At 66.0% G+C, this 4206-nt stretch carries 4 protein-coding genes, 1 tRNA gene and 1 pseudogene; 4 read left to right on the forward strand and 2 right to left on the reverse strand.

Going from position 1 to position 4206, the window contains the following annotated elements; all coding sequences use genetic code 11:
• Positions 1-309 precede the first annotated feature (309 nt).
• The 4 genes from B2284_RS11735 to B2284_RS11750 all read left to right on the forward strand — a co-directional run bounded on the left by B2284_RS11735 (position 310) and on the right by B2284_RS11750 (position 3611).
• Entirely contained in the window at positions 310-1098 is a 789-nt protein-coding gene (locus tag B2284_RS11735) for an amino acid ABC transporter ATP-binding protein (RefSeq protein ID WP_006944163.1), read from the forward strand.
• A gap of 34 nt (positions 1099-1132) precedes the next feature.
• Positions 1133-1954 carry a glutamate ABC transporter substrate-binding protein gene (locus B2284_RS11740; protein ID WP_038568644.1) on the forward strand — a complete coding sequence of 274 codons (822 nt, stop codon included), beginning with the start codon at positions 1133-1135 and terminating at the stop codon, positions 1952-1954.
• A 65-nt stretch (positions 1955-2019) separates the two neighbouring features.
• Positions 2020-2700 carry an amino acid ABC transporter permease gene (locus B2284_RS11745; protein ID WP_038568646.1) on the forward strand — a complete coding sequence of 227 codons (681 nt, stop codon included), beginning with the start codon at positions 2020-2022 and terminating at the stop codon, positions 2698-2700.
• Positions 2697-3611, forward strand: coding sequence for an amino acid ABC transporter permease (locus tag B2284_RS11750; RefSeq protein ID WP_074045595.1), 915 nt, complete (start codon positions 2697-2699; stop codon positions 3609-3611). The genes B2284_RS11745 and B2284_RS11750 overlap by 4 nt, the downstream gene beginning before the upstream one ends.
• 150 nt (positions 3612-3761) lie before the next feature.
• On the opposite strand, the gene B2284_RS11755 is transcribed toward B2284_RS11750, so the two are convergent.
• Both B2284_RS11755 and B2284_RS11760 read right to left on the reverse strand, forming a co-directional pair.
• Positions 3762-3834, reverse strand: a tRNA-Asn gene (locus B2284_RS11755).
• A gap of 108 nt (positions 3835-3942) precedes the next feature.
• Positions 3943-4206: pseudogene (locus B2284_RS11760) on the reverse strand (DNA primase); the annotation flags it as partial.

The following is a 4206-nucleotide window of genomic DNA, read 5'->3' on the forward strand; positions in this document are numbered from 1 at the left end:
GTGCTGACGATGTCGCTCACCGGTACGCTCGCGTCGGGTTCGTCGCGCGCCCTGATCCAGTCGGCGCAGCGCGCGGCAGCGTCACAACGCGTCCTCGCCGCCTGAGACACCCACAGATTCGCTTGCGACCCCGGCCACCAGGTGGAGCCGGGGTCGTGAGTCGTCAACAGCGTGAGACGAGCGCGGGTGCTGCGGGATCTGACGGGTCAGTAGATATCGACAACCTATCCACGCTCATGTGTAGCAATTAAGTCACGAATGAGCGCGGCGGCGCCGTAGCGGCCTGTGGGCGTGACTACGATCACTGCCATGACCGGAGCCACCACTGCCCCAGCGCACAGTGACATCACCGCCCAGCGAGGCGAACCCCTCGTCGTGCTCGACGGAGTGAACAAGCACTTCGGCGACCTGCACGTCCTCAAGGACATCGACCTGAGCGTCAATCGCGGTGAGGTCGTCGTCGTGCTCGGCCCCTCGGGATCCGGCAAGTCGACGCTGTGCCGCACGATCAACCGGCTCGAGACGATCGAGTCCGGAACGATCACGATCGACGGCAAGGCGCTGCCCGAGGAGGGCGCGGCGCTGGCGAAGCTGCGCGCCGACGTCGGCATGGTGTTCCAGTCGTTCAACCTGTTCGCCCACAAGACGATTCTCGACAATGTCACCCTCGGCCCCATCAAGGTCCGCAAGCAGAGCAAGGCCGACGCGGAGGCGAAGGCGATGGAGCTGCTCGAACGCGTCGGTGTCGCCCACCAGGCGAAGAAGTTCCCGGCCCAGCTCTCCGGCGGCCAGCAGCAACGCGTCGCCATCGCCCGCTCCCTCGCGATGGAACCGAAGGTGATGCTCTTCGACGAGCCGACGTCAGCGCTCGACCCCGAGATGATCAACGAGGTCCTCGACGTCATGGCGCAGCTCGCCGCCGACGGCATGACGATGATCTGCGTCACCCACGAGATGGGCTTCGCCCGCCGCGCCGCCGACCGCGTGATCTTCATGGCGGACGGCGCCATCCTCGAGCAGGCGGCCCCCGAACAGTTCTTCAGCAACCCGACGACCGATCGTGCCCGGGACTTCCTCGGCAAGATTCTCACCCACTGACGCAGGCCGTCAGCAAACCCAGGAGGAAACAGACATGAAGCGTGCCATCGCCACCGCAGGTGTCGCCGCCCTCGCCCTCGGCCTGACGGCCTGTGGCGGCAGCGACGACAAGAGCTCGTCCGGCTCGGGCGACAAGATCAAGATCGGCATCAAGTACGACCAGCCCGGCCTCGGACTCAAGGCCGGCTCGGACTACAAGGGCCTCGACGTCGACGTCGCCAAGTACGTCGCGAAGGAGATGGGCTACGGCGAGGACAAGATCGACTTCGTCGAGTCGCCCTCCAAGCAGCGTGAGAAGATGCTCGAGGCGGGCACCGTCAAGATGATCTTCGCCACGTACTCGATCACCGACAAGCGCAAGCAGCAGGTCTCCTTCGGCGGCCCCTACTTCGTCGCCGGCCAGTCGGTCCTGACGAAGGCGGACACCGACATCAAGAGCGTCAAGGACCTCGCGGGCAAGAAGGTCTGCTCCGTCACCGGCTCGACGTCGGTCGACAACCTGAAGAAGCAGCAGCCGAACCTCGTCCCCCAGCAGTACGACAAGTACTCCGAGTGCGCGGACGCGCTCGCCTCCGGCGCCATCGACGCGATGACGACGGACAACACGATCCTCGCCGGCTACGCCAACCAGGATGCCTACAAGGGCAAGTTCAAGCTCGTCGGCGATGCCTTCACCGAGGAGAAGTACGGCGTCGGCCTTAAGAAGGGCGACAAGGACACCTGCGAGAAGGTCAACAAGGCCATCACGAAGATGGTCGACTCCGGTGAGTGGAAGAAGGCCGTCGAGTCGAACCTCGGCGCCGACTTCCGCTACGACACGAAGCTCAACCCGCCGAAGCCGGCAGCCTGCTCCTGATCCATGCGCGGTGACGGGCGCGGCACCCGCCGCGCCCGTCACCGTCACCCATTGAAAGGCCTTGCATGTCAACGCTTTTCAGCGATTATCATCTGCTCGACGCGTTGTGGATGACGATCAAGCTGACCCTCGTGGCCGCCGTGGGCTCCCTCGTCCTCGGCACGCTCGTCGCCGTCCTGCGCATGTCGCCGGTGCCGATGCTGCGCTTCCTCGGCACGTCCTACATCAACATCTTCCGCAACACTCCTCTGACGCTCATCATCCTGTCGTGCAACCTCGTGCTGTGGGCCAAGCTCGGCGTCGAGCTCGCGGACAGCAAGAGCCCCGACTTCTTCACGACGAACAACTTCCGCCTGGCGGTGCTCGGCCTGACGGTGTACCACGCCGCCTACGTCTGCGAGGCGCTGCGTTCCGGCGTCAACACGATCCCGCTCGGGCAGGCCGAGGCCGCGCGTTCGATCGGGCTCACGTTCAGCCAGTCACTGCGTGAGGTCATCCTGCCGCAGGCGTTCCGCGGCGCGATCGTCCCCCTCGGCAACGCGCTCATCGCGCTGACGAAGAACACCACGGTCGCCGTCGTCATCGGCGTCATGGAGATGGCCGCGATGCTGGCGAAGGTGACCGAGGACGACCCGGGCCTGCTCAACCAGGCGTTCTCCGCCTCGGCCCTCGCCTTCGTGGCACTGACCCTGCCGACGGGTCTGCTCGTCGGCTACCTCGGCAAGAAACTGGCGGTGAAGCGATGAGTAGCGGAGTTCTCTTCGACGCCCCGGGCCCGAAGGCCCGCCGGCGACACGCCGTCCTGACGGTGCTCGGCGCCCTCGTCCTTCTCGGCCTGCTGTGGCTCGTCTACCGCCGTCTCGACGACAAGGGCCAGCTCACCTCGGCCATGTGGAAGCCGTTCCTCGAGGCCTCGACGTGGCAGGACTACATCCTGCCGGGCCTGCTCGGCACGTTGAAGGCCGCCGGCACCGCCATGATCGGCGCCGCCGTCTTCGGCATCGTCTTCGCGATGGCCCGCATGTCGCATGTGCGGCCCCTGCGGTGGGTCGCCGGCGTCATCGTCGAGCTGGGCCGCGCCGTGCCCGTGTTGCTCATGATGCTATTCGTCTACGGCTGGCTCTCGACCCGCGGTGACAACGACAACAACCCGTTCATCGCGACGGTCGTCGCCCTCATCATCTACAACGGTGCGGTCGTCGCCGAGGTCATCCGCTCCGGCGTCGACCAGCTGCCGAACGGGCAGCGTGAGGGGGGTCTGTCCGTCGGTCTGACACAGACGCAGACCCTGCGCTCAATCCTGCTGCCCCAGGCGATCACCGCGATGATGCCGACACTCATCAGCCAGCTCGTCGTCGTGCTCAAGGACACCGCGCTGGGGTACAACGTGCTCTACGGCGAGATGCTCTACAAGGCCAAGAACGCCGCGGTCTCGTCGGCGAACATCGTGCCGATGATCTTCGTCGTGGCGCTCATCTACATCGCGCTCAACTACACGATCTCGAAGATCGCCGTCCTCGTCGAGAAGCGCCTGCAGAACCGCGGGCAGGCAGCCGGCGCGGGCGAACACGGCGACGGGCCGGGCGCGGGCGTGACCGCCGGGGTCGCCGTCACCGGCGCCCCGGGCGTCAACTTCGGCGAGCAACACACGACCTGACGTTCGCGCACACGACGCGGGGGCCTTCGACCATGATCGGTCGAGGCCCCCGCGTCGTGTTGCGTCGGGACGCGCTCAGCGGCGCACGAGCCGCCACAGCATGCGAGAACCGCCCCGTATCATGGTGATACGAGGCGGTTCTCGGTGATGCTCCCCCACTTGGACTCGAACCAAGAACCCTCCGATTAACAGTCGAATGCTCTGCCAATTGAGCTATAGGGGAATGCTCGACCCAGCGGTTCAGGCTCTCACCCGAACGTTTGGCGCGCCGTAACTATAGCAAAGGTTCGACGCGCGTTCACAATCGCAGCCTTGCGCTCGCCCGGGGCACCTATCTCAGACCGGCCTCGCGCAGCGCGTTGAGCTGCGTCTGCAACTGGAACAGGCGCGCACTCGCTGCACGGGAGGCGTCTGCGTAACCCGGCGCGTTCGGGTCGAGCCGGCGAAGCTGCCCCATGGCATCGGCGATCGCCGAGCTGAGCGCGCCCTCCTGCACGTTCTGGATGAGCGCCGCGACATAACGCTCATCCGGGCGGCCCGTCGCCTCGTCGAGTTTCGTCGGCAGGTCACGGACGACGAGCTCGTTGAGCACGTC

This window comes from Dermacoccus sp. UBA1591, from assembly GCF_002322065.1.
GTDB classification, from domain to species: domain Bacteria; phylum Actinomycetota; class Actinomycetes; order Actinomycetales; family Dermatophilaceae; genus Dermacoccus; species Dermacoccus nishinomiyaensis.